Annotated in this window: 24 protein-coding genes; 11 read left to right on the forward strand and 13 right to left on the reverse strand. The window is 54.9% G+C overall.

What is annotated here, in order from left to right:
• Window positions 1-2 precede the first annotated feature (2 nt).
• Together WC370_04980 and WC370_04985 are read left to right on the forward strand one after the other, a co-directional pair.
• Window positions 3-683 (forward strand): cyclase family protein, encoded by a 681-nt coding sequence (locus WC370_04980; protein MFA5308826.1) that lies wholly within the window; start codon window positions 3-5, stop codon window positions 681-683.
• A gap of 115 nt (window positions 684-798) precedes the next feature.
• Window positions 799-1,464, forward strand: a complete 666-nt coding sequence (locus tag WC370_04985) for a cyclase family protein (GenBank protein ID MFA5308827.1) — start codon at window positions 799-801, stop codon at window positions 1,462-1,464.
• A gap of 328 nt (window positions 1,465-1,792) precedes the next feature.
• Here WC370_04985 and WC370_04990 read toward each other — a convergent pair whose 3' ends face one another.
• From WC370_04990 to WC370_05000, 3 genes are read right to left on the reverse strand one after another with little or no spacing between them, the layout of a single operon-like run.
• On the reverse strand, window positions 1,793-2,350 hold the full coding sequence (locus WC370_04990; protein ID MFA5308828.1) for an NUDIX hydrolase: 558 nt from the start codon (window positions 2,348-2,350) through the stop codon (window positions 1,793-1,795).
• Window positions 2,340-2,798 (reverse strand): N-acetyltransferase, encoded by a 459-nt coding sequence (locus tag WC370_04995; protein MFA5308829.1) that lies wholly within the window; start codon window positions 2,796-2,798, stop codon window positions 2,340-2,342. The genes WC370_04990 and WC370_04995 overlap by 11 nt, the downstream gene beginning before the upstream one ends.
• Window positions 2,776-3,633 carry an NAD(+)/NADH kinase gene (locus tag WC370_05000; GenBank protein MFA5308830.1) on the reverse strand — a complete coding sequence of 286 codons (858 nt, stop codon included), beginning with the start codon at window positions 3,631-3,633 and terminating at the stop codon, window positions 2,776-2,778. The genes WC370_04995 and WC370_05000 overlap by 23 nt, the downstream gene beginning before the upstream one ends.
• Window positions 3,634-3,935: 302 nt before the next feature.
• Between WC370_05000 and folP the strand changes: the two genes are divergently transcribed.
• The 3 genes from folP (at window position 3,936) to queD (ending at window position 5,746) form a co-directional block, all read left to right on the forward strand.
• Complete coding sequence (folP, locus tag WC370_05005) at window positions 3,936-4,790, forward strand: dihydropteroate synthase (GenBank protein MFA5308831.1); 855 nt, start codon at window positions 3,936-3,938, stop codon at window positions 4,788-4,790.
• Complete coding sequence (folK, locus tag WC370_05010; protein ID MFA5308832.1) at window positions 4,783-5,271, forward strand: 2-amino-4-hydroxy-6-hydroxymethyldihydropteridine diphosphokinase; 489 nt, start codon at window positions 4,783-4,785, stop codon at window positions 5,269-5,271. The genes folP and folK overlap by 8 nt, the downstream gene beginning before the upstream one ends.
• A gap of 106 nt (window positions 5,272-5,377) precedes the next feature.
• Entirely contained in the window at window positions 5,378-5,746 is a 369-nt protein-coding gene (queD, locus tag WC370_05015; protein ID MFA5308833.1) for a 6-carboxytetrahydropterin synthase QueD, read from the forward strand.
• A gap of 54 nt (window positions 5,747-5,800) precedes the next feature.
• Here queD and WC370_05020 read toward each other — a convergent pair whose 3' ends face one another.
• From WC370_05020 to WC370_05030, 3 genes are read right to left on the reverse strand one after another with little or no spacing between them, the layout of a single operon-like run.
• On the reverse strand, window positions 5,801-6,511 hold the full coding sequence (locus WC370_05020) for a hypothetical protein (protein MFA5308834.1): 711 nt from the start codon (window positions 6,509-6,511) through the stop codon (window positions 5,801-5,803).
• Window positions 6,512-6,530: 19 nt separating this feature from the next.
• Window positions 6,531-7,283, reverse strand: a complete 753-nt coding sequence (locus WC370_05025) for a type II toxin-antitoxin system HicB family antitoxin (GenBank protein ID MFA5308835.1) — start codon at window positions 7,281-7,283, stop codon at window positions 6,531-6,533.
• 28 nt (window positions 7,284-7,311) lie between these two features.
• Entirely contained in the window at window positions 7,312-7,560 is a 249-nt protein-coding gene (locus WC370_05030) for a hypothetical protein (protein ID MFA5308836.1), read from the reverse strand.
• 276 nt (window positions 7,561-7,836) lie between these two features.
• Between WC370_05030 and WC370_05035 the strand changes: the two genes are divergently transcribed.
• Window positions 7,837-8,343, forward strand: coding sequence for an HNH endonuclease (locus WC370_05035; GenBank protein ID MFA5308837.1), 507 nt, complete (start codon window positions 7,837-7,839; stop codon window positions 8,341-8,343).
• 334 nt (window positions 8,344-8,677) lie between these two features.
• Here the strand turns inward: WC370_05035 and WC370_05040 are convergent, their stop codons facing one another.
• Genes WC370_05040 through lysA form a run of 3 tightly spaced genes read right to left on the reverse strand, consistent with a single transcriptional unit; the run spans window position 8,678 to window position 11,850 of the window.
• The gene (locus tag WC370_05040; protein MFA5308838.1) at window positions 8,678-9,472 is read right to left on the reverse strand and encodes a stage 0 sporulation family protein; all 795 of its coding nucleotides are present in this window, start codon (window positions 9,470-9,472) and stop codon (window positions 8,678-8,680) included.
• A gap of 18 nt (window positions 9,473-9,490) precedes the next feature.
• Entirely contained in the window at window positions 9,491-10,525 is a 1,035-nt protein-coding gene (locus tag WC370_05045) for an AAA family ATPase (GenBank protein MFA5308839.1), read from the reverse strand.
• Window positions 10,526-10,527: 2 nt separating this feature from the next.
• Entirely contained in the window at window positions 10,528-11,850 is a 1,323-nt protein-coding gene (gene lysA / locus WC370_05050; protein ID MFA5308840.1) for a diaminopimelate decarboxylase, read from the reverse strand.
• 220 nt (window positions 11,851-12,070) lie between these two features.
• Here lysA and WC370_05055 point away from each other — a divergent pair, with 220 nt between their 5' ends.
• On the forward strand, window positions 12,071-12,769 hold the full coding sequence (locus tag WC370_05055; protein ID MFA5308841.1) for an HAD family hydrolase: 699 nt from the start codon (window positions 12,071-12,073) through the stop codon (window positions 12,767-12,769).
• Between the two features lie 9 nt (window positions 12,770-12,778).
• Window positions 12,779-13,267 carry a GNAT family N-acetyltransferase gene (locus WC370_05060; GenBank protein ID MFA5308842.1) on the forward strand — a complete coding sequence of 163 codons (489 nt, stop codon included), beginning with the start codon at window positions 12,779-12,781 and terminating at the stop codon, window positions 13,265-13,267.
• On the opposite strand, the gene WC370_05065 is transcribed toward WC370_05060, so the two are convergent.
• Window positions 13,264-14,610, reverse strand: coding sequence for a DUF2851 family protein (locus tag WC370_05065; protein MFA5308843.1), 1,347 nt, complete (start codon window positions 14,608-14,610; stop codon window positions 13,264-13,266). The genes WC370_05060 and WC370_05065 overlap by 4 nt on opposite strands.
• Window positions 14,611-14,735: 125 nt before the next feature.
• A complete protein-coding gene (locus WC370_05070) occupies window positions 14,736-14,978 on the reverse strand; it encodes a helix-turn-helix transcriptional regulator (GenBank protein ID MFA5308844.1) in 243 nt (80 codons plus the stop codon).
• Between the two features lie 359 nt (window positions 14,979-15,337).
• Between WC370_05070 and groES the strand changes: the two genes are divergently transcribed.
• The 3 genes from groES (at window position 15,338) to dgt (ending at window position 18,801) form a co-directional block, all read left to right on the forward strand.
• Window positions 15,338-15,634 carry a co-chaperone GroES gene (gene groES, locus WC370_05075; protein ID MFA5308845.1) on the forward strand — a complete coding sequence of 99 codons (297 nt, stop codon included), beginning with the start codon at window positions 15,338-15,340 and terminating at the stop codon, window positions 15,632-15,634.
• A 25-nt stretch (window positions 15,635-15,659) separates the two neighbouring features.
• The gene (groL, locus tag WC370_05080) at window positions 15,660-17,294 is read left to right on the forward strand and encodes a chaperonin GroEL (protein ID MFA5308846.1); all 1,635 of its coding nucleotides are present in this window, start codon (window positions 15,660-15,662) and stop codon (window positions 17,292-17,294) included.
• Between the two features lie 370 nt (window positions 17,295-17,664).
• Window positions 17,665-18,801: a dNTP triphosphohydrolase gene (gene dgt / locus WC370_05085; GenBank protein ID MFA5308847.1), complete on the forward strand. Its 1,137-nt coding sequence runs from the start codon at window positions 17,665-17,667 to the stop codon at window positions 18,799-18,801.
• 154 nt (window positions 18,802-18,955) lie between these two features.
• Here dgt and WC370_05090 read toward each other — a convergent pair whose 3' ends face one another.
• Both WC370_05090 and WC370_05095 read right to left on the reverse strand, forming a co-directional pair.
• Window positions 18,956-19,666, reverse strand: a complete 711-nt coding sequence (locus tag WC370_05090) for a 4Fe-4S dicluster domain-containing protein (GenBank protein ID MFA5308848.1) — start codon at window positions 19,664-19,666, stop codon at window positions 18,956-18,958.
• 21 nt (window positions 19,667-19,687) lie between these two features.
• On the reverse strand, window positions 19,688-20,092 hold a 405-nt coding region (locus WC370_05095; GenBank protein ID MFA5308849.1), incomplete at its 5' end, for a 4Fe-4S binding protein.

Genomic DNA, 20,092 nt, shown 5'->3' on the forward strand with positions numbered 1-20,092 from the left:
TCATGGCTAAAACATACCAGTATTATGATATTTCCCTGCCTTTAAACCAAATGGTCCGTGTCCTGCCCGATATGAAGCTCCCACCGAACCTGAAGCCCCCGCCGTCGAATCCCCCCTCCTCCGTCTACCGCATCCAGGATGTGAATAAGGGCGACCCGGTCACCATGGCCCGCCTTGAGTTGATTTCCCATGACGGTACGCACATCGACGCTCCGCTCCACTTTATCCCCGGCGGCACGACCATAGACGCGATGCCTATCGAGACGGCCAATGGCCCTTGTCGCGTTATCGAGATTAAAGACGAAAAGGATATTACGATTAAGGAGATTGAGCCTTATAATATCAAAGCCGGCGAACGTATTCTTTTCAAGACGAAGAACTCGCCCCACGTTTATGACGTCCGCCAGTACACCGGCCCTTACGTCGCTATTACGCCGGCAACAGCCGATTACCTCGTGGCGAAAAAGATAAGGATAGTAGGATTGGATTACCTGACTATCGGGCACATGGACCCGCCGGATGACATCAATAAAGTCCACCGGGCGTTCCTGGGCAACGGCATCTATATTTTAGAGGCTATTAACCTGGACGGCGTGCCGGCCGGTGAGTATGAGCTTATGTGCCTGCCGCTCCGCATAGAAAACGGCGACGCCGGCCCCTGCCGCGTTATCCTGAGAAAATAAAAAAATGCCGTGCTCTCTTAAGTATCGATAGCCGCCGCGGAACGTATTTGTCCGCCGGGGGAAAAAGCGGTATAGTTTAGCCAAGCTAATTTTACCATTTACAGGAGGTTTGGCTGTGGCTAAAACGTACCGGTATTTCGACGTTACCCTGCCCCTCGGTAAAGACATTCCCTGCCTGCCCATCGGCACGCCGGAAAATCCCGCCGTCCCCATCCCCGTGGTCGAGCGTTTCCAGGACGTGGAGAAGGGGGATAGAGTCACCCAGTCCCGCATCGCCATGATTTCCCATGACGGCACGCACATCGATGCCCCGCTGCACTTTATCCCCGGCGGCACGACCATCGACGCCATGCCATACGATACCACCATCGGTCCCTGCCGCGTGCTGGAAATCAAGGACGAGAAATTCGTGAAGGTGGAGGAGCTGGAGCCTTATAAAATCAAGGCCGGGGAGCGCATCCTGTTCAAGACCAGGAACTCGCCGGGGGTCTATGACGTGTGGTGGTACACCGGCCCGTTTGTCACCGTCTCCCCGGAAGCCGCCAGGTATTTAGCGGAGAGAAAGATACGGCTGGTGGGCATCGACTACCTCACGATTGCCGGCAACGACCCGCCGGAAAACATCGGCACCGTGCATGAGGCGTTTTTACGCAACGGCATTTTCATCATCGAGGGGCTGAACCTGGCGGGCATCGAGCCGGGCGACTACGAGATTATCTGCCTGCCGCTGCGCCTGGCCAAAGGCGACGCCGGCCCCTGCCGGGTGCTGTTGAGGAAGTAGTCGAAGGGGAAAGCAGCGAGTAACCCGCCTGCGCTGGACCCTTCGACAAGCTCAGGGTGAGCGGAGAGAAAGGCGGTGAGATTGCCGTGCCTCCCGATTTACTAAGGGAAAAGGGAGTTCATCGGGACTCCCTCAGAATGACATTGCTTCGTTGTCATTGCGAGGCCGCAGGTCGTGGCAATCTCATTGACTTATTGCGTTGTCATTCTGGCGAAGGCCAGAATCCATCCTCTTTTCCCCGCCGCTGGATTCCGTATCAAGTACGGAATGACAATATTATTATTGGTGGGATTGCTTCACCGGCAGTGCCCACTGACAGGACAAACCGTTAACTATCAACTGTAAACTTCAGCCAGTAAAGCAGCCCGGCCAGGCTCTTGCCGTCCTCTATTTTGCCGGAGGTCAGCAGCGCCGGTATTGCCGCCGCCGGCACGCGCACCAGCTCGATGCCCGCCGTGTCCTCGGCGTGGAGTTGGGAGGGGGTTAAATCCTCGGCCAGGTAGAGGTGCATGTACTCCGTGCTGAAGCCCGGCGAAAGATAAAAACCGCCCAGCCGCGTCACTTTACCGGGCTTGAAGCCGGTCTCTTCCTGCATTTCCCGGACCACCGCCGTGTCCGCGTCCTCTCCCTCATCGATGCCCCCGGCCGGTATCTCCAAAAGATTTTTCCCCACCGGCGTGCGGTACTGGTTGACCAGCAGGACGTTGTTAGCCGCGTCCACGGGTATGACGCCGATGCAGTCGCCATGTTCGATGATTTCCCGGGTGCTCTGGTGCCCATCGGCGGTGAGTACCGTATCGATGCGCAGGGTCAGCAGTCGCCCCTTGAAAACGTACTCGCGGGCCAGCAACTGCTCGGCGGCGGGCTCTTGTTTATTATGCAGCATGATAAATCAGCGCGATTTCATCGCAGTTGGGGAACTTGGGACAGCGGAAACAGTCCGTCCAGACCTTCCGCGGCAGCTCCATTTTATCCACATCAGCGAATTTCTGGTGCTTGAAGAACTCCGGCTGATAGGTAAAGCAGAACACCGTCTTGATGCCCAGCTCCGCCGCTTCCTTGAGGCAGGCGTTCACCAGCGTGGCGCCCAGCCCCTTTTTCTGGTTGACCTCCGCCACCGCCACCGACCTTATTTCCGCCAGGTCCGACCAGCTTACGTGCAAGGCGGCGCAGCCGACTATTTTCCCCCCGTCCCGGATAACAAAAAAGTCGCGAATGCTTTCGTATATTTCACTCAGCGGGCGCGCCAGCATCTGGCCCCTATCGGCGAAGCCGTTAATCAGCTTGTGCATCTGCGGCACGTCCGAGATTTTAGCTTTTTCTACCTGAATCACCTTGTTTTCCTTTCAATTTATCTTCCAGCGAGCCATAAAACGATGCTTCCGGGCGGAGTCGCCGGAAACGGGTGAAGTGCCGGCTGCGCCGGATGACAACGGTATCCCCGTTAGCCAGGGTCATATTGATATGCCCGTCCACGCTCAGGGTGGCATTGTGGTAGGTATTCAAACGCAGCACTACCTCCGCCTCGCCGGAAAGCACCAGCGGGTAGGCAGGACTCAGGTGCGGCGCCACCGGCAGCAGCAGAAAGTCCAAGGAGGCGGGGTATAAAATTGGGCCTCCGGCCGCCAGCGCGTAGCCGGTGCTGCCCGTGGCCGTGGCCGCGATAACCGCGTCCGTTTTATAGGTGGGCATCGCCTGCCCGTCGATAGTTATATCCACCCTTATCAGCCTGGCTATCTCGCCCCGCCCCACCACCACATCGTTCAGGGCGTGAAAGACCACCGCGTCCTGCCCGGCGGACTTTACCTCCGCCTGGAGCATAGCCCGCTCGTCCAGCCAGCCGCCGCCCCGTAAAATTTCCGGCAGCTTTTGCAGCGCTTCGCCGGCGTCCAGCTCGGTCATAAAGCCGAGCTTCCCCTGGTTGATACCGGTGATGGGCGTCCGGCTGGCCAGCACCACCTGCGCCGCCCGCAGAATCGTGCCGTCACCGCCTACCGTTAACACCAGCTCGGTACCGTTTAGAAGGTCGCAGGCCTCCTCCGTCTCCCAGGCGGAGCACTGCCACACGGCTACCCCCTGGGTCTTGAGGAACGCTTCCAGCTCCCGGGCTTTGGCGCGGGTTATTTCAACCTTGGGATGGTACAGTATGCCGACTTTATTAATAGACATTTTTTAGTTCATCGGTCAGGATTTATACAGGGAAACAATGAAAAGTGTAGCAATTCCGTGTGTAAAGGTCAAGGAAGGACGCCCCGCTGTGAGCGCGAGGAGTAAACGACGAAGCAATCTTGCCGATACTGGTGAGTGGTATTTCCGTACCTGATAAGACAGGTAAGGCTGAGTTCTGGATTCCCCCGCCTCCACCCGGGGGAATATCGTTTCACTGAAAACTGAAAACTCATAACTTATAACTAACTACTCCCACTTACCTCTCAGCCCGGCAACTGTGTTAAAATGTTGGTTGAAAAACTATGAAAAACACTTTAGCGCCCACCCGCTGCCGCGATACGGAGTTCCGCTGGGGAGAAAAGACCTACGTGATGGGTATCGTGAACCTGTCACCGGACTCTTTTTCCGGCGACGGCATCGGCGAAGATTTGGAGCGGGCGGCGGCGCAGGCGCGGCGCATGGTGGACGAGGGGGCGGACATTATCGACGTGGGGGGGGAATCGACGCGCCCCGGCACCAGGCCCCTATCTATAGAGGACGTGGAGAATGAGATAAAGCTGGTGGTCCCGGTCATCGCGCGACTGGCTAAAGAAATCAAGGTACCCATCAGCGTGGATACCTATAAGGCCCGCGTGGCGGAACGCGCCCTGGAGGCCGGGGCCAACATGATTAACGATATCTGGGGCCTGAAGAAAGACCCCGCCCTGGCCCGGCTGGCCGCACGGGCTAAAGTGCCTATCATCCTCATGGCTAACGAGCGGGACGCCCCGCCTAAAGCGGGCATCGTGGCCAGAGTGATGGCGGACCTGGAGGGGGGCATCAATATCGCCCTGGAGGCCGGTGTCCCGGCGCAGGATATCATCGTCGACCCGGGCTGCGGGTTCGGCAAGACTTTAGAGCAAAACCTGGAGCTGGTCAACCGCCTCAGCGAGCTTAAAGCGCTGGGCAAGCCCATTTTGCTGGGCACATCGCGCAAGAGCATGATAGGCTTGGTGCTGGACGCGCCCGCGGACCAACGCCTGGAGGGCAACCTGGCGGTGACGGCTATCGGCATCGCCAACGGGGCGGATATGGTGCGGGTGCATGACGTCAAACAGACGGCGCTGGTCTGCCGCATGAGTGATGCTATCATCAGAAGGGGGGCTATCGGTGAATGAAACTGTAACGGTTTACTTTTCTTTAGGCTCCAATCTGGGCAACCGGCAGGAAAACCTGGACCGCGCCCTGAAGCTGCTTTCCGAGCGCATGAGGATGGGCAAGGTCTCCGGCATTTACGATACCGAGCCTATCGGCCCCGTCAGCCAGCCGCGCTTTTTGAACCTCGCCTGCGAGGCGTTCACCCGCCTGACCCCGGAGGGCCTGCTGGCTTTAGTGAAGGGCATCGAGCTCAAGATGGGGCGGTATAGTCGCTCCGGCGAGCCGCGCATCATCGACATCGACATCCTGCTCTACGGGGATAAGGAGGTCAATACCAAAGACCTGGTGATTCCCCACCCGAGCATGGCGGAGCGCTCCTTCGTGCTCATTCCGCTGGCGGAAATAGCCCCGGACGTGGAGCACCCGGTGCTGAAGAAGAAAATCAGGGAGCTGAACAAGGCCATTAAAGAGGTTCAAGGGGTGATGAAGCTGGAGGGGTGAGGGATTAGGGAGTTTTGGGGAAAGGGGGAAGTTAACAGTAGACGGTAAACGGTGGGGGGAAAAGGGGAGGGGACGGTACACTCTAAACTGTTAACTATCAACTAATATGTACGAAATCACCGTGGAAAAACACTTTGACGCCGCCCACTATTTACGCGACTACAAGGGTAAGTGCGAGAACCTGCACGGCCACCGCTATACGGTACGCGTGAAGGTGGCGGCGGACAAGCTGAACGAGATAGGCCTGGCCTATGATTTTACGGATTTAAAGGCGCATTTGAACCAGATTCTGGACCGCTACGACCACACCTGCCTCAATGACGTCCCCCCGTATGATAAAATCAACCCCTCCTCCGAGAACATAGCGGCGACGATATATAAGGAGCTTAAGGGGAAGCTGGAGAAAGAGCCTATCACCCTGACGGCGGTGGAGGCGTGGGAAACGCCGGAGCAGGGGGTTACCTATACCCCTTAACCCCCACCCCCCAGCAGGGGTGGGTGGTATTGGGAGTAGAAGAAAGGATACGAATTATTTCTTAACCTTTTTGACCATCAAGTTATTCAAAGTCTTAATCAAACCAAGGTGAGTATCGGAGTCAAAAGGTGAAGAAGTAACGAACCGTTTTTCTTCTATTGGAACTCCTGACCTAGGGGTGATAGTAAATTGCTTTGGATTCATGCCTATTGCGTTTTTTATAAGAGTTTCATCCTTAATTTGATAACTTATTTGAGTTAATATCCCAATAGGTTCTACAATACCAGAAGCCAATTGAGTCGAAGCTTTATTCTTAACATCATTGTTGAGAAAGCTCATGAAAGATTTGCTAAATAATTCACTAATATGAAAATCAAGAGTAACAACACATCTCGTATTTTCAGCATTGAGTAAAGGCTGTCGCAATCTTCCTACCTCTATATTGACAGCTTCAGATATTGATATCAGTAATGAATCATATACTTCGTTAGCTTGCTGGGAAGTTCCTGTTACTTCCAGTATTATTCGTCTAGGTTCTATTTCTATTTTATTTATTATTATTATTTGTTTATTGGATTTAAACTCTCCTTTTTGAAACATAATAGAATTAATATTGTCTAGAAATGGCGGTGACTCAACTACCGTCAAAGAGAAAGACTCCTTAATTTTTTGAACGCAAGATTGAGTTGATATTATATTAAAAGGAATAACATCTACTGGAAATAACCTGATCTGAATAACAGTTATATCTGTAATATCCTTCAATGTTGTCATCTCCTTTCATTTATTTTTCTGCCACAGTTACAATATTAGTGTCGTTTATTGTTTCTATTGAATCCGGGGGAAAAAACTCAAAAATGCTAGTATTTTCAAGGTCTACAGCATTGTACCCCCAAGTATTCCCCAAATTAGGAGTAGTACCGGTGAAAGCTGGTATAGCAGCACCAATATGAACGTTTGCTCCACTTATATGCATGTGTCGTCTTTGTAGACCGGTACTGGTAAGAGCTTCTCTAGAATATTGATGATATGCATTTTCACACAACCGACATTGTGTAGCGGAGCTTAGTATCAACGTTTGCTCTGTCTGTTCCATGTTTTTCTCCAATTTTACTAGTAAACTATCTAGTTTTTCCTCAACCCTATTTAGAACACCTAAACGCCCAACTTCTTTGGCTAAAATTGTTACTATTAGCTGGTTTAAGCTTAATTTTTCGGTTTCTGCTATTAGTGATAAAGCTCGATGTAGAGAACGTGACATGCGTAACAAAGTACGGCCGCTGAATTTCTCCCTTTCTATTGGTGTAGGAATTTCCTCGCCATCTTCTAAGCTATCTAGTACCCAGTCTTTTTTTGCTTCTTCTATGCTCGCGACAGCTTCTCCTATTGTTTCTCCATGTGACTTACAACCAGGAAGCTCAGGAATTTCCGCTATCCAATATTGTTTTCCTTCGTCCTCGATTTGGTGTAAAAGTAATGAGTAGGGTAATTTCATGAAATATTCAATATTATTTTGGTATTTCTCTCTAGTTTTCAATGCTCGCCCCCAGTAAAAAATATTGCTGTTAGATATGATGTCCAAATGATTCGATGGCTTCCACAACCTCCTGAACATACCACTTTTTAACCTTAGTCCCTTTTCTTGGTATTGTAAGCTTAGTTCCATCTGGTAGTTTTAAAAGATAGTGACTTCCTCCACCCTTCCCTCGCTTAAGAGTCAAGCCATAATTAGCACATAAACTTTCCAATTCTAAGAAGGAAATGTTTTGGGGGCTGTTTTTGGCTTTATCAAGTAACTTGTCTGTTTTAGACATATACTGTTCTGTTACCCTGACTCTTTACATATTATAGCCCTTTGTTGATCGGTGATACCGTATATGGTATCATCATAATAGTTTTTTGTCAATACATAGTCAAGATGTTATTGTCCCTTTCTTACCTCCCCATTCATTTGGTTATTGTCTCTTGTATCTTACTCTCCTCGCCCCAACTCCCTTTACCTAGAATTTAGAGTTTAGAGTTTCCTCATCCTTGCACCCCCGCCAGCTTTGCGCTAAAATGAGGCTGGATACACTCTAACGGGGAAGCTGATGTTAAACCATCCGGTTTTAGTTCTCAACCAGAGCTATGAGCCGCTGACCGTCTGCCGTGCCCGCCGCGCCGTCGTCCTTATCTACCAGGGCAAGGCGGAGATGATAGAAAACGGCATGGGCAGCATCCACTCCCTTAACGCCACTTTTGAGCTGCCCTCCGTCATCCGCGTCTGTCAGCACGTCAAGCGGCCATACCGGCAGCGCAAAATGACCCGCTATGAAATTTTCAACCGGGACAAGTACACCTGCCAGTACTGCAGCCAGCAGAGTCGGCACCTGACTTTGGACCACGTGATACCGCGCTACCGGGGCGGTCAGCACACCTGGGAAAACGTGGTCAGCGCCTGCGTGGAATGCAACCGGCGCAAAGCGGGGCGCACCCCTAAAGAAGCCAATATGAAGCTTATCAAAACGCCCGGCCCGCCGTCAGGCAATCACCTGTTCAACATCCCTTACCACTACCTCTCCCAGCGGGACGAGTGGCGCAAATATCTGTATCAATAGGGTGAAAAGGTGAGTGGTCAGTTCTGGGAGTAAAGGGGAAGTTTACAGTTAACAGTGTCGGGAAAAGGGGAGGGGGAAACTATAAACTGTCTACCGTAAACTCCCTTAATAACTCACCTCTCCCAGCGCGACGAGTGGCGCAAATATCTGTATCAATAGGGTGAAAAGGCCCCTTCGGCAAGCTCAGGGTGATGGTTCGACGGGCTCACCATGAGCGGAGGGAAAAAGGGCGGAGTTGACAGTCATCAGTCATTAGCTGACAGTGGGGGGAAAAGGGGAGGGGGAAACTATAAACTGTTTACTATAAACTGTCTACTGTCTACCGTAAACTCCCTTAATAGCTCACCTCTCCCAGCGGCAGCTCCACCTGGGCCTCCGTGTCCAGCTCCACCATCACCGTTTCCTTGAGCGGATTATTGCCGATGACCGTGGCCTCGCCCATGCGCGTGGAGACCCTCTGCCCGTTCTTGGGCATCTTGGCCTTCATGGCGCGGTACTGCTCGCCCTCGTAAGACAGGCAGCACATCAGCCGGCCGCAGGCTCCGGAAATCTTCATCGGGTTAAGCGGCAGGTCCTGCTCCTTGGCCATCTTGATGGAAACCGGCGTGAACTCCGTCAGAAAGCTGGCGCAGCACAGCTCGCGGCCGCACCGCCCGTAACTCCCCAGCAGCTTGGCTTCATCGCGGCTGCCCACCTGCCTCAGCTCCACCCTGATCTTGAATTTGCCCGATAGCCGCCGCACCAGCTCGCGGAAGTCCACGCGCTCCTCGGCGCTGAAAAGGAAAGTAAGCCGGGAGCTGTCCAGGGCGTACTCCGCGGAGAGCAGCTTCATCGGCAGGTTCAGCTCGGTAATCATCTTGCCGCATTCGATTAACGCCTCCTCCGCCTTGTTCTCCAGATCCTTCTCCTTGGCGAGGTCCTCCTCCTCCGCCTTGCGCATCACCGGGCTCAGGGACTCGCCCGTTTCATTGATTTTTACCTGCCCGGGCGCGATGACCACGTGCCCCAGCTCCATGCCCCGGCTGGTCTTAACGACCGCGTAGTCGCCGGCCTGCAGGGCGATTTCGCCCGCATCGAAGTAGTAAATTTTGCCCGCTTTTTTAAACCGTATTCCCGTGATATTTGACATATCTCATGACCCCCGGCATTACCGGGGGCTTGTCACCTCCTCTTTTGGAATATCCAGCATCAGCACTTCCAGGGCCAGCCGCGGGTTCACGTTCCGCCTGAGCTGCGCCGCCGCCGACTCCAGGCTGCTAATAAAATTTCTGATACCGGCCAGGCGGTAATGGCCGGCCGTCCTTATTATTTCCTCTTGCCTATCGATATTGGTAATCATGTCCGCGCAGCCCAATTTAGCCAGCATCAGGTCGCGCCAGTAATCGAGCCACCGGTCCAGGATATCATACACGGCGCCCCGGTTCTGGGTAAACCCCGCCGCCAGCCGGGCGACGTAGGCGAAGCGATCCTCGCTGGCGGCGCCGATAACCTGCACCAGCCGGTCCAGCTCCTCCCGCCGCCGCTCCAGAATGCCGTCATCCCCCGCCGCCGCGATAGCCCACCCCGGGCAGCCGTGGGAAAGCCCGGACAGCAGCCGCGCCTTCTCCGGGGTCATTTTACACCGGTCCACCAGCGCGGCCGTCTCCCCAGCGATGGAAAGCGGCGGCAGCTCCAGGCGCTGGCAGCGCGAGATGATGGTGGGCAGCAATAGTTTATCATTAGACGTTAGCAAAATAAAGGTTACGTTCTTTTCCGGCTCCTCCAGCGTCTTGAGAAAGCGGTTGGCGGCATCCGCGGACATCAGCTCCGCGCCGTCGATAATGAACACCTTGTGCTTTCCCTCGAACGGCGGCAGGCTGGCGTCATGCTGCAAATTTTCTATCTGCTTGATTTTAATGACCTTGGACTCATCCCCCTCCTCCCCGTTCTGCGTAATGCCGATTACCTGGACGTCGCTGTGATTTCCGGCGGCAATTTTCTTGCAGGAGGAACAGGTGAGGCAGGGTTTATCTATAGCTTCACAGTTCAGCGCCTGGGCCAGGCTGATGGCCAGCGTCATTTTGCCGATGTGCGGCGGCCCGATGAATAAATAGCCGTGGGCCAACGCGCCCGATGCCAGGCTGAGCCGCAATAGCGATACCGCCCGCTCCTGGCCGATTAGCTCCCACGGTGTTGTTGTCATAACTAGTCCAAATCCCGCCGGAGTAAGTCTTGCAGCGTCTCCCGGCGCCGCACCAGGCGGGCCTGCCCGTCTTTCACAAAGACGATGGCCGGGCGCAGCATGGAGTTGTAGTTGCTCTGCATCGGCACCGCGTAAGCGCCGCTCCCCGCCATGGCCAGGATGTCCCCGGACTTGAGCTCCGGCAGCCTGATTTCCGGTATCAGGATATCGCCGGACTCGCAGAGCTTGCCGGTAATCCTGTATTGATGCGTGTCTTTTTCCGCCGCGCGGTTGGCCAGGAGGGCTTCCTGCAATGCCCAGTCGCCGTACATGGCGTAGCGGATGTTATCGCTGATGCCGCCGTCCACCGAGGCGTAGCGGCGGATGCCGGTTATTTCCTTGATAACACCCACCGTGTAAAGCGATACTCCGGCCTGGGCGACGATTTTCCGTCCCGGCTCGACGATGAGTTGCGGGGGATTCAATTTGAGGCGGCGGCACTCATTCTTGATTTTTTTGGTTATAGCTTCGGCGAAATAGGCGACCGGCGGGGGTGCTTTCCCTGCTTGATAATACGCCCCGATACCGCCGCCGACGCTTAACGTGCGCATCTCAAAGCCGTTTTTGGTTTTCTGTTCCGCCGCGTATTGCAGGACGGCCTCGATGGCGCCCAGGTAAGGGTCCGCCTCGAACAGGCCGGAGCCGATGTGAAAGTGAAAGCCGTCCACGTCCAGGTTCGGCGCCGCCAGCGCTTTACTTAACGCGGTGTCCCATTCCCCGCGCGGCAGGCCGAACTTGGAATCCGCGATGCCGGTGGTGTTGTACTTATGCGTATGCGGGTCTATGCCGGGATTGAGGCGTAATAAAATCTTTGCCTTTTTCCGGCCGGCTATCCCGATGAGAATGTCCAGTTCCGGCAGGTTGTCCACCACGATATGGCCGATGTTGTATTTAACGGCTGTCTCCAGGTCTGCCGCGGACTTGTTGTTGCCGGGGAAGTGTATCCCGGCCATGGGGAAACCCGCCGCTTTAGCGATGCCCAGCTCCCCGAGAGTAACGATATCCAGGTCCAGCCCCTCTTCCCTGACCAGCTTTATCATGGCTTTGGCCGTGAACGCCTTGGGAGAATAGGCGATGGTCACGCCGGGATAGCGCTTCCCGAACTCGGTTTTATACTCCCGGCAGCGGCTGCGCAAATCGGCCTCGTCAAAGACGTAAAGCGGCGTGCCGTACTCCCGGGCCAGCGCCGCCGTATCACAGCCGCCGATAGTCAGGTGGCCGTTTTCAGCTATATCCGCCGTCAGCGGGAACACCGCCAGCCGGGGAATATCCGCTTTTTTTGACATAATGCCTCTCACCCTAATCTTATCAGCGACCCCCTGTGAAGTCAATGAGAAGGCGAAGCGGTTAATTGCCCCCTCGCCCGGCACTCCCGCCTATATCGTTGAGGATGAGCCAGTCCGGACACAAGCGTTTTTTATGCGTTATTCGGGTTTTGCTTTACGGCCCGGCGCGCTTCCATGATACAATATAATAACTGCTATTACCGGAAATGGAGCTGACATCATGATCAAGGCTGTGTTCTTCGACCTTTACCAGACGCTGGTGCACTATAAGCCTTCACAGGAGGAGCTGGAGGCCGGGGCGCTCAAGGAGTCCGGCTTCGACGTCAGCGCCGCCGCCCTGCGCCGCCCGATTCTGGCCGCCAATCAATACATCTATGACGAAATAGCCGCCCGGCCCCTGAGCCGGCGTACCCGTGAAGAAGCCATGACGCTTTATACGGAGTACCAGCGGGTGGTGCTGCGGGAGGCGGGGATAAAAGCGGACGAAAAGACCGTCCTCAAGCTGCTGGGACTGACACAGCAGGCCAAAATGGACTTGATTCTTTTCGACGATGTTTTACCGGCGCTGGACGCCCTGAAAAAGCGCCAACTGACGCTGGGCCTGATTTCCAATATCGAGCGGGACATGACCGCCACGCTGGACAGGCTCGGGCTGGCGGCGCGGCTGGACATCGTGGTGACCTCCCAGGACACGGGCTTCACCAAGCCGCACCGGGAGATATTCGATTTCGCCATCGCCAAGGCCGGCGTCCCGCCCGCGGCGACGGTATATATCGGCGACCAGTATAACGTGGACGTTATCGGCAGCCGGGCCGCCGGTATGAAGGCGCTGCTGCTCGACCGCGATGACTATTATCAGGAAAAACTCGATTGCCCCCGTCTGCGCAGCTTGCGGGAGCTGGAAAAACACCTGGCCTAGCGGCGTAATATGGAAATAACGATTCGTGCATACCGCCCCGCCGACCGTCCGGCGCTCGTCAGGCTGCTGGAAACTTTGCAGGACTACCAGGCGGGCAGGGACCCCCAGCGCCGCCTGCGGCGCTTACCGGAATACGGCGAGCTTTACACCGCCGAAACGCTGGAAAAGGTGAAGAAATCCGGCGGCATTATCTACCTGGCCGAAGCCGGCGGCGAGGTGTTGGGGTGCATCGTCGGCCTTGTCCAGGAAGCCACCCCGGTCATGCGGGCGGCGATAGACTGGACGCGCGCCGGCTATATCGACGACCTGGTGGTGAAGGACGGCTGGCGCGATAAGGGCGTGGGGTCTTTACTCCTCGCCAAGCTGGAGGATTTCTTCCGGGCGCAAGGCTGCCAGGCGGCGGGCATGGACGTTTTAATCGCCAACGCCGGCGCCCATGATTTTTACGCCCGGCGCGGCTACACGGAGCGCCTCACCTACATGACCCGGTCGCTTTAGTCCCCCTTTTCCCCGCCCAGCGGGCAGCCCGGGCATTTCCCCTGGGAGCACCGCGTCTTGTACAAGTGTATCAGCCCCTGCTGCCGCCGCGCCGTAGCCGCCGCCCGCCCGATGCCCAGCTGCTGTCTCATGTGCTTCACCAGCGCGTTTTCCGCCGGGGCCGGGCAGGCGCTATAGATTTCCCGGGCCTGCCACGGCAGGTCCGGCGGCGCGCCGCTAAAACCCCCGGCGGCGGCAAAGGGGAGGATAACGTTAACGCTTATTTCCGCCGCCCTTTCCCGGCCCAGCAGGGCGGGGGCGGCATTCACCGCTTCCACGCCGAAGTCCAAATAGCAGCCCCAGAAACTATCAGCCTCAACCGCCAGGGATAATTCCAGGCAGCGGGTGTTTTTATCCGCGGCGGCTTCCCGCAGCACCTCCCGCAGGCCGTCCAGCAGCCCCTGCCTCCGGTAACGCAGCAGGAGGCGGCTCATGGCGGCCAGGCGGCGCACCGGGTGGTTGCCGGGCCTGACCTTGAAAAAGCGCCAGTCACCCGGAGACAGGGCCGGCGCTTCCCCGTAAGAAGCCCAGGCATTTTCCAGGGTATTCTCCCACGCATCCGCCGGGCGGCCGGAAAATCGCCCCCCGCGCTGCGAAGGCAGCAGCCCCGCCGCCCCGATTAATAAGCCCTGGTAGAGGGCCAGGCATTCGCTTTCCGGCATGCCGGCCGGGGTGGCGGCGGTGAGTCCGGCCAGCGGCAGGCACGCGGCCAGCTCTGCCATGGGCTCTTTGTTTTTGGAGTAGCCCAGCGCGGTCATGATGCCCGCATAGAGGGACTGGGCGGGGCCGTAGCGCGCCAGGGTTTCCCGGAAAGTGTCAGCCTGGGACTGGAACCTAGCCAGCCCGGCCGCGTCCAGCAGCCCGGTGATGGTTTTAAGACCGGGCCGGGTGCGGCGGCAGGGCATAAAGGGGGAGACGGTCAGCGCCGGGCTTTTAATTTCCGCCGTAGCGTAATAGCCGTGCAGCGCCAGCGTCGGCACGGTAAAGCCGTTCGCCAGTTCCGCCGCCCGGCCGGCATCGTCCCAGAAGACCACGTGCAGCACCACCCGGTTATAGGTGGGGTCAAGGTGATGGCGGTGCGCCCACCAGCTGCTGGACAGGGTGTGGATTTCTATATCGCCTTTGAGCAGTCCCTGCCCGGTGGCGATAACGGCGTCACGGAAATCAGCGCCCCGGTCATCGTTGCGGCGTCCCGGGTAAATGACTTCTACGGGGCCGCCGGCGGCGGTGACCAGGTCTTTCCGGCGCTGCAGGGCGCCCTGCCAGATTTCCTGGATGAGTTTTTCCGGAAAAGACGGGGGCATGGATACCTCACTGACGCGCGGCCGCCCGGCGACATCAGGGGTGGTAAAATGCCGGATTTACCCGGGGAGCGGGCCGGGGACGACTGACTGAGCCAACTGTATCTTACACGTTAACGTGTATAATGTCAAGCTTTCTTTTTACGCGGCGAGGCCTGGTATTTGAACCTGGCCTGTTCGGCTACCATGGAGAGCAGCGTGGAGGAGGCGCCGCGGGGCTGATACATGCCGGTCTCCCACTCGCTGATGGTCTGCTGGCGGGTGCCCAGCCGGTCGGACAGCTCGGCCTGGGTCAGGTCCAGGTGGCGGCGCAGGGCCTGGATGCTGTCCCCGTCCCACTGCCTTTTGGCGCCGGCGGACTTCTTTTTCACGCCTTGATTTTACACGATGCCGTGTAAGGCGTCAATATTTCAGGCGGGGATTTAAAGGCATCCTGACCTCACTCCCCTTAATTCCCCCGCTCTGTCAGAGGAGAGGGGGGCGGGAAATAACGGTAATTGGCAAATAAATACAGTGCCAACGCCGGGCACGCACGTGTATATATAGGAGAAAACGAGAGATATAGCGAGGAAACCTGTTACTAGATGTTTCCCGTAAGCTGTAAACGGCCCTATATTAAGTTGATATGGAATACTATCTGCGGTATGATATTGATGTTAGCACTCTCGCCTGGAGAGTGCTAAATAATGTCAAAGACTGAAAAATCGCAAATCAAGAAAGGAGGCAAGGCATGGCAGTTAAATTGCAGCCGCTGGCGGATCGTGTCCTGGTAAAACCCATAGAGAAGGAAGAAAAAACCAAATCCGGGATATATTTGCCGGACACAGCCAAGGAAAAACCCCAGGAGGGAGAGGTAATGGCGGTGGGCCCGGGCAAAATGGCCGATGACGGCAAACGGATTCCCATGGACCTCAAGGTTGGCGACCGGGTTATTTACGCCAAGTACGGGGGCACGGAAATCAAAGTTGACGATGAAGAGCTCATGATTCTCCGCGAGAGCGATATTCTGGCGAAGAAAGCCAAATAACTAGGGAAGGTAAGGAGGCAGCATTATGGCCAAACAAATTATTTTCGGTGAAGATGTCAGACACGCCCTGAAGAAGGGCATCGATGCTCTGGCGGACGCGGTTAAAGTTACCCTGGGCCCCAAGGGCCACTGCGTGGCGCTGGACAAAAAATGGGGAGCCCCCTCGGTAATCGATGACGGCGTAACCATCGCCAAGGATATCGAGCTCCCGGACGCTTTTGAAAACATGGGCGCCCAGCTGGTCAAAGAAGCGGCCAGCAAGACCAATGACGCCTGCGGCGACGGCACCACCACTTCCACCATCCTGGCCCACGCCATCGTTACCGGCGGTTTCAAGAATATCGCCGCCGGGGCGGAATCCCAGGGGCTGAAGCGGGGCATCCAGAAAGCCACCGCCGCCATCGTCGAGCAGCTCAAGAAGTCCTCGACGGAAATTAAAGACAAGGCGCAGATTGCGCAGGTCGGCACCATTACCGCCAAGGACAAGGAAATCGGCGAGCTTTTGGCCGAGGTAATGGAGAAGGTCGGCAAGGACGGCGTTATCACCGTCGAAGAGTCCAAGGGCACCAAGTATGAAATCGAATACGTCGAGGGTATGCAGTTCGACCGCGGCTACGTCAGCGCTTACTTCGTCACCAACGCCGAGCGCATGGAAGCGGTCATCGAAGACCCCTATATCCTGATTACGGATAAGAAAATTTCGGCCGTGGCCGATATTTTACCCGCCCTGGAGAAAATCCTCCAGGTTTCCAAGAACCTGCTTATCGTCGCCGAGGACATCGACGGCGAAGCGCTGGCCACGCTGGTGGTCAACAAGCTGCGCGGCACGATTAACGTGCTCGGCGTGAAAGCCCCCGGCTTCGGCGACCGCCGCAAGGCGATGCTGGAAGACATGGCTATCCTCACCGGCGGCAAGGTTATCTCGGAAGAGGTCGGCCGCAAGCTGGATTCCGTTACCGTGGAAGACCTGGGCCGCGCCCGCCGCGTGACCTCCGATAAAGACAATACCACCATCGTGGAAGGCAAAGGCTCCGAGGAAGAAATCAAGGGCAGAATCAAGCAGATTAAAGCCCAGATTGAAGAGACCACCTCCGATTTCGACCGCGAGAAGCTGCAGGAACGCCAGGCCAAGCTGGTGGGCGGCGTCGCCGTTATCAAGGTCGGCGCTTCCACCGAGGTAGAGCTCAAGGAAAAGAAGCACCGCGTCGAGGACGCGCTTTCCGCCACCCGCGCTGCGGTTGAAGAGGGCATCCTGCCCGGCGGCGGCGTCGGTCTTTTGAACGCCCTGCCTGCGCTGGACAAGCTCCAGTTGGTAGGTGATGAGCTTACCGGCGTGGATGTCGTCCGCAAGGCCGTGACCGAGCCCCTGCGCTGGATTGCCTCCAATGCCGGCAAAGACGGCTCCGTCATCATCGAAAACGTGAAAAAGGCCAAGAAGGGCATGGGCTACGATGCCGAGAACGATGAGTACGTGGACATGGTAGCCAAGGGCATCATCGACCCCACCAAGGTTGTCCGCACCGGACTGGAGAACGCCGCCAGCATCGCTGTCATGGTGCTGGTCACCGAGGCGCTGGTGGCCGATATCCCGGAGAAAGACAAGTCCCCCGCAGGTGGCGGCGCCCCCGGCATGGGCGGCATGGGCGACTACGGGATGTAGGGCCGGAAAAGCTCTAAATACGAAATACCAAGTCCTGAACAACAGGAATAAAGATAGCCCCGATGTAAAAAGTCGGGGCTATTTGTTTTTTTGGGGGGGGATACCGCTTATTACGAAAAGTAAGTACTTGGTTTTGGACGGGTAGTTCGACCCTCTTGTTTTCCTTTTCTATTTAACATATAATCAATGGCGCTAATGGAGATGAGCAAATGGTGTTGACCTGGGGCATGAAAACGAAATCGGATGTAAATGTTATAAAAAGTGGAATAAAAACATATGTGATGGCCTAAACACAGGAAAAATCCCTTTAAGTCAATTAACGATATATTGTATTTTAGGTATAGTCTGACTCTCAGTGAACCTAGGAGAGATGATGGACAAAAAATATCACAGCTACATTGAACAAACGGAAAGCACTCTGTCTGATTATGCTAAGTCTAGTTTCGATACAGCGGGAAGAATAACAACTCTAGATGACGCTGGTAATAGAACCGAATTCGAGAGAGATGTTCAAAGGGTGTTGCATAGCCAACCTTTTCGAAGACTTATGCATAAAACCCAAGTATTTTTCTCACCGATAAATGACCATATTTGTACGAGAATGGAGCATTCCTTACACGTTGCATCTATTTCAGTAACCATATGCAAACAATTAAACCTTAATACAACATTAGCAGAAGCTATTTCTGTAGCTCATGACCTTGGACATCCACCATTTGGTCATTTGGGCGAAAAAGTTCTGAATAAGATACACCAAAGAAGAAAAATGCCTGAATTTACCCATGAGGCACAGAGCTTAAGAGTGATTGATTATTACAAAGATCGTCAACATCTAGCGCCACTCAACTTAACATACGAAGTAAGAGATGGTGTCGTGTTCCATTATGGAGAAGGTGATGAACAAATTATAATGCCAGAAGAAAAAGACATCAAATCGGTAAAACCCGAAGATGCGCGAAAACATTCCCCGTCTACCTTAGAGGGATGTGTCGTCCGTATGGCAGACAAAATTGCATATCTTGGTAGAGATTTAGAAGATGCCCAAATGGCAGGTTTTATCAAACCGGAGTTGATAACATTCTATGCAGAAATTGGATTAGGAACGAATAATTCACAGATAATAGGTAATTTGATTGATGATATAGTAAAAAATAGTGAGAATAAAAATTCAATATGTTTTTCGGATGAAGTAGCTAAAATGGTAAAAAAATTGAAAGATTATAACTACAAAAACATATATTATAATTCAAAGCTCCAAGATCAAGAGAGACGTATAGAGTTGATATACAGCGAGCTGTTTAGGTTTTTCTTAAATGTCTCCAATCAAAAACAAGCACGTCAGAGACAAGGTTATTATTATGATGTATTTAGAGATTTCATGAGCGATATGCAATATCCTAATACCGTAGATAAAAAACAAATAGTCAATGATTTCATCGCGGGAATGACTGACCGTTTTGCACTGAGTTGTTTTGAAGATCTATTCCAAGTTAAACCAGTAGTATAAGTACTGGAACTTCCTTGTATTGGTTGGAAAGCCAATTAATGATATATCCTCTTTTTGAGTAATAAGGAGCAAAGGGGGATGGATATCTTTGAATCAAAATAAAAAAAGGGCACTGTCGCTACGACCGTGCCCCTCATGCAAGAAAAAAATCCCGTTAAGCGCCCTTCTCTTTAGCCCCCGCCGCCCCTGTTTCCCCGTAGGGAATCTTTACCCTGGGCAGCACCGGTTTGCCGTTGGCGCCCATCGTTATCGCCCCGGTGGGGCAAACGTAAACGCAGTCCCCGCAGCCGATGCACCCCTCCTCCAGCTCGTAGGCGTAAAAGGGGGCGGCCACCTCTTTATAGATGCCGCGGTTCACCAGGCTGATGGCGGACTTGCCGATAATCTCCTGGCAGGCGCGGACGCACAGCCCGCAGAGAATGCAGTTGCTGTCCCCCAGGGAAAAGCGCGGTTTCTTGACGCCGTATTCCTCGGCCAGCTCCTGGATGGCCCTGGTCTCCGGGCAGCGCGCCAGCAGCAGCTCGATGATCCCCCGGCGCAGGCTCCTGACCTTTTCCGTGTTGGTCCTGACAATCATCCCTTCCGTCACCGGGTAGAGGCAGGACGCCACGAAGCGGAAACGCTGGCCGCCGCCCTCGCTGATCTCCACGGTGCAGAGCCGGCAGGCGCCGTAGGAGCGGACGTTGGGGTTAAAGCAGATACCGGGTATTTCCCCGATGCCGGGCACCTGGCGGAGGGCTTCAAAGATGGTCTGTCCCCCGGAAACGGCGATGTCCTTATCGTCCACGGTCAGCCGCACGATGTTGATATCTTCCGCGTCGGCGATATCAACCGATTCGTCTCCGTTAATCCAGTACCTGGTCATGGGACGCCTCCTTAATGAGCGCTACTGTTTCCGCACGGCGTCAAACTTGCAGGAGTCGAAGCAGCCGCCGCATTTGATGCATAATTCCTGGTTGATGGTGTGGGGCTGTTTCTTTTCCCCGCTGATAGCCTTGGTGGGACAGCCCCGGGCGCAGACGCCGCAGCCGGTGCAATTGGCGGCGTCGATGCTGAAGGTCAGCAGCTCGCGGCAGACGCCGGCCGGGCACTTTTTATCGTTGATATGGGCGAGGTATTCGTCCTTGAAATAGCGCAGGGTGGTGAGCACCGGGTTGGCCGCCGAATGACCTTTCCCCCGTAAATAATGCCATTGGCTCTTAGAGTTCTCTGCTAGAATATAGCGAACGGGAGGACTCGAAATGCAGCGCAAGAAGTACACTGAAGAGCAGATTATCCAGGTGCTAAAAGA

The sequence above is a fragment of the Dehalococcoidales bacterium genome, from assembly GCA_041652735.1.
Taxonomy (GTDB): Bacteria; Chloroflexota; Dehalococcoidia; order Dehalococcoidales; family RBG-16-60-22; genus RBG-13-51-18.

What these genes read in the sequence shown, in the direction of transcription:
- WC370_05045 (MFA5308839.1), bottom strand. Translation starts at nt 10,525, where the DNA reads ATGACAACAACACCGTGGGAGCTAATCGGCCAGGAGCGGGCGGTATCG.
- WC370_04980 (MFA5308826.1), top strand. Translation starts at nt 3, where the DNA reads ATGGCTAAAACATACCAGTATTATGATATTTCCCTGCCTTTAAACCAA.
- groL (MFA5308846.1), top strand. Translation starts at nt 15,660, where the DNA reads ATGGCCAAACAAATTATTTTCGGTGAAGATGTCAGACACGCCCTGAAG.
- WC370_05060 (MFA5308842.1), top strand. Translation starts at nt 12,779, where the DNA reads ATGGAAATAACGATTCGTGCATACCGCCCCGCCGACCGTCCGGCGCTC.
- WC370_05040 (MFA5308838.1), bottom strand. Translation starts at nt 9,472, where the DNA reads ATGTCAAATATCACGGGAATACGGTTTAAAAAAGCGGGCAAAATTTAC.
- WC370_04990 (MFA5308828.1), bottom strand. Translation starts at nt 2,350, where the DNA reads ATGCTGCATAATAAACAAGAGCCCGCCGCCGAGCAGTTGCTGGCCCGC.
- WC370_05000 (MFA5308830.1), bottom strand. Translation starts at nt 3,633, where the DNA reads ATGTCTATTAATAAAGTCGGCATACTGTACCATCCCAAGGTTGAAATA.
- WC370_05055 (MFA5308841.1), top strand. Translation starts at nt 12,071, where the DNA reads ATGATCAAGGCTGTGTTCTTCGACCTTTACCAGACGCTGGTGCACTAT.
- WC370_05030 (MFA5308836.1), bottom strand. Translation starts at nt 7,560, where the DNA reads ATGTCTAAAACAGACAAGTTACTTGATAAAGCCAAAAACAGCCCCCAA.
- WC370_05090 (MFA5308848.1), bottom strand. Translation starts at nt 19,666, where the DNA reads ATGACCAGGTACTGGATTAACGGAGACGAATCGGTTGATATCGCCGAC.
- WC370_05035 (MFA5308837.1), top strand. Translation starts at nt 7,837, where the DNA reads ATGTTAAACCATCCGGTTTTAGTTCTCAACCAGAGCTATGAGCCGCTG.
- WC370_05065 (MFA5308843.1), bottom strand. Translation starts at nt 14,610, where the DNA reads ATGCCCCCGTCTTTTCCGGAAAAACTCATCCAGGAAATCTGGCAGGGC.
- lysA (MFA5308840.1), bottom strand. Translation starts at nt 11,850, where the DNA reads ATGTCAAAAAAAGCGGATATTCCCCGGCTGGCGGTGTTCCCGCTGACG.
- queD (MFA5308833.1), top strand. Translation starts at nt 5,378, where the DNA reads ATGTACGAAATCACCGTGGAAAAACACTTTGACGCCGCCCACTATTTA.
- dgt (MFA5308847.1), top strand. Translation starts at nt 17,665, where the DNA reads ATGATGGACAAAAAATATCACAGCTACATTGAACAAACGGAAAGCACT.
- folP (MFA5308831.1), top strand. Translation starts at nt 3,936, where the DNA reads ATGAAAAACACTTTAGCGCCCACCCGCTGCCGCGATACGGAGTTCCGC.
- groES (MFA5308845.1), top strand. Translation starts at nt 15,338, where the DNA reads ATGGCAGTTAAATTGCAGCCGCTGGCGGATCGTGTCCTGGTAAAACCC.